General features: G+C 57.4%; 2 protein-coding genes. Both read right to left on the reverse strand.

Features of this window, described 5'->3' with window-relative positions; all coding sequences use genetic code 11:
- Nucleotides 1-81: 81 nt before the first annotated feature.
- Complete coding sequence (locus AACR93_RS22840; protein WP_029303599.1) at nucleotides 82-297, reverse strand: hypothetical protein; 216 nt, start codon at nucleotides 295-297, stop codon at nucleotides 82-84.
- Nucleotides 297-791 (reverse strand): hypothetical protein, encoded by a 495-nt coding sequence (locus AACR93_RS22845; RefSeq protein ID WP_043852061.1) that lies wholly within the window; start codon nucleotides 789-791, stop codon nucleotides 297-299. Before AACR93_RS22845 ends, AACR93_RS22840 begins: the two co-directional genes overlap by 1 nt.
- Nucleotides 792-899 lie beyond the last annotated feature (108 nt).

Below are 899 nucleotides of genomic sequence, written 5' to 3' on the forward strand. Positions count from 1 at the left end.
GACTGATGAGCTTGGCAAGCCCTGAGTGAGCACACATGGCCTCCGCTACGGAGGCCTGGCTAAAGCTGTCGTTGAATTCGATCATGGGTGTTTCTCCTTTTCCTCCGGTGAACGGTAAGCAGCTGCCAGCAGCGCAAACTGTTCGACCAGATAGCTGATACTGATGCCCAGTTCATCGCTCACCCCATCCCCTAGACGGTGATGCAGGTGTGCCATGTCATCGGCGACACGTTGGGCTAGGTGGGCCATTGAACTCGGTGGCGAGCTTGCCACTGTCAGGGTGATGTAGAGATCCATCACATCTCTCCCCAGGGTGCTTGCTCCCACAGTGACAGCCGGGTCAGCACGTCTTGTGCGAGAGCCTGTTGCAACTGCTGTAGTACCTTCACAAGCCGAGGTGCCTGCTCAGGGCTCCCGGTCCATTCGCTCGATTGGTACAGGGCGCAGCAGGTGAACTTGTAGAGGGCCACCAGCTCGCTATCGGTGAGTGGAGCCTGGTGGTAACGGTGGGCAGGTTTAAGCGGACTCAGCTTGGTAGAGCGGTGCTGAAGTGGTTGATGACGCCCCAGCTGATAGCGATGCCAGACTGCACGCCGGTTGGCGAGCATCATCAGCCGTACCAGCCGGTCTACCCGCCACGTCCAGGTACTGGTGACATCCATTGGCGAGTTCCACCAGAGGGTGCGCAGCAACTCAAGGATGTAGTGCGGTGGCATCGGGGCATTGCAAAAGCGGTGTAACTGTACGGCAAAGGCTAGGTAATCCTTGCGATCGATCATGAAGGCAGACATGGGGTGATTCCTTGAAATGCAAAAGGCCACCTGCAGTGAGGTGGCCTTGTTGGGGGGATCGGAATATCCGGATCTTGGTGTTGGACCTGATGATCCGGGTTTGGGAAT

Origin of the sequence: Aeromonas sp. L_1B5_3 (assembly GCF_963866575.1) — a bacterium.
In the GTDB taxonomy this organism is placed as follows: Bacteria; Pseudomonadota; Gammaproteobacteria; order Enterobacterales; family Aeromonadaceae; genus Aeromonas; species Aeromonas jandaei.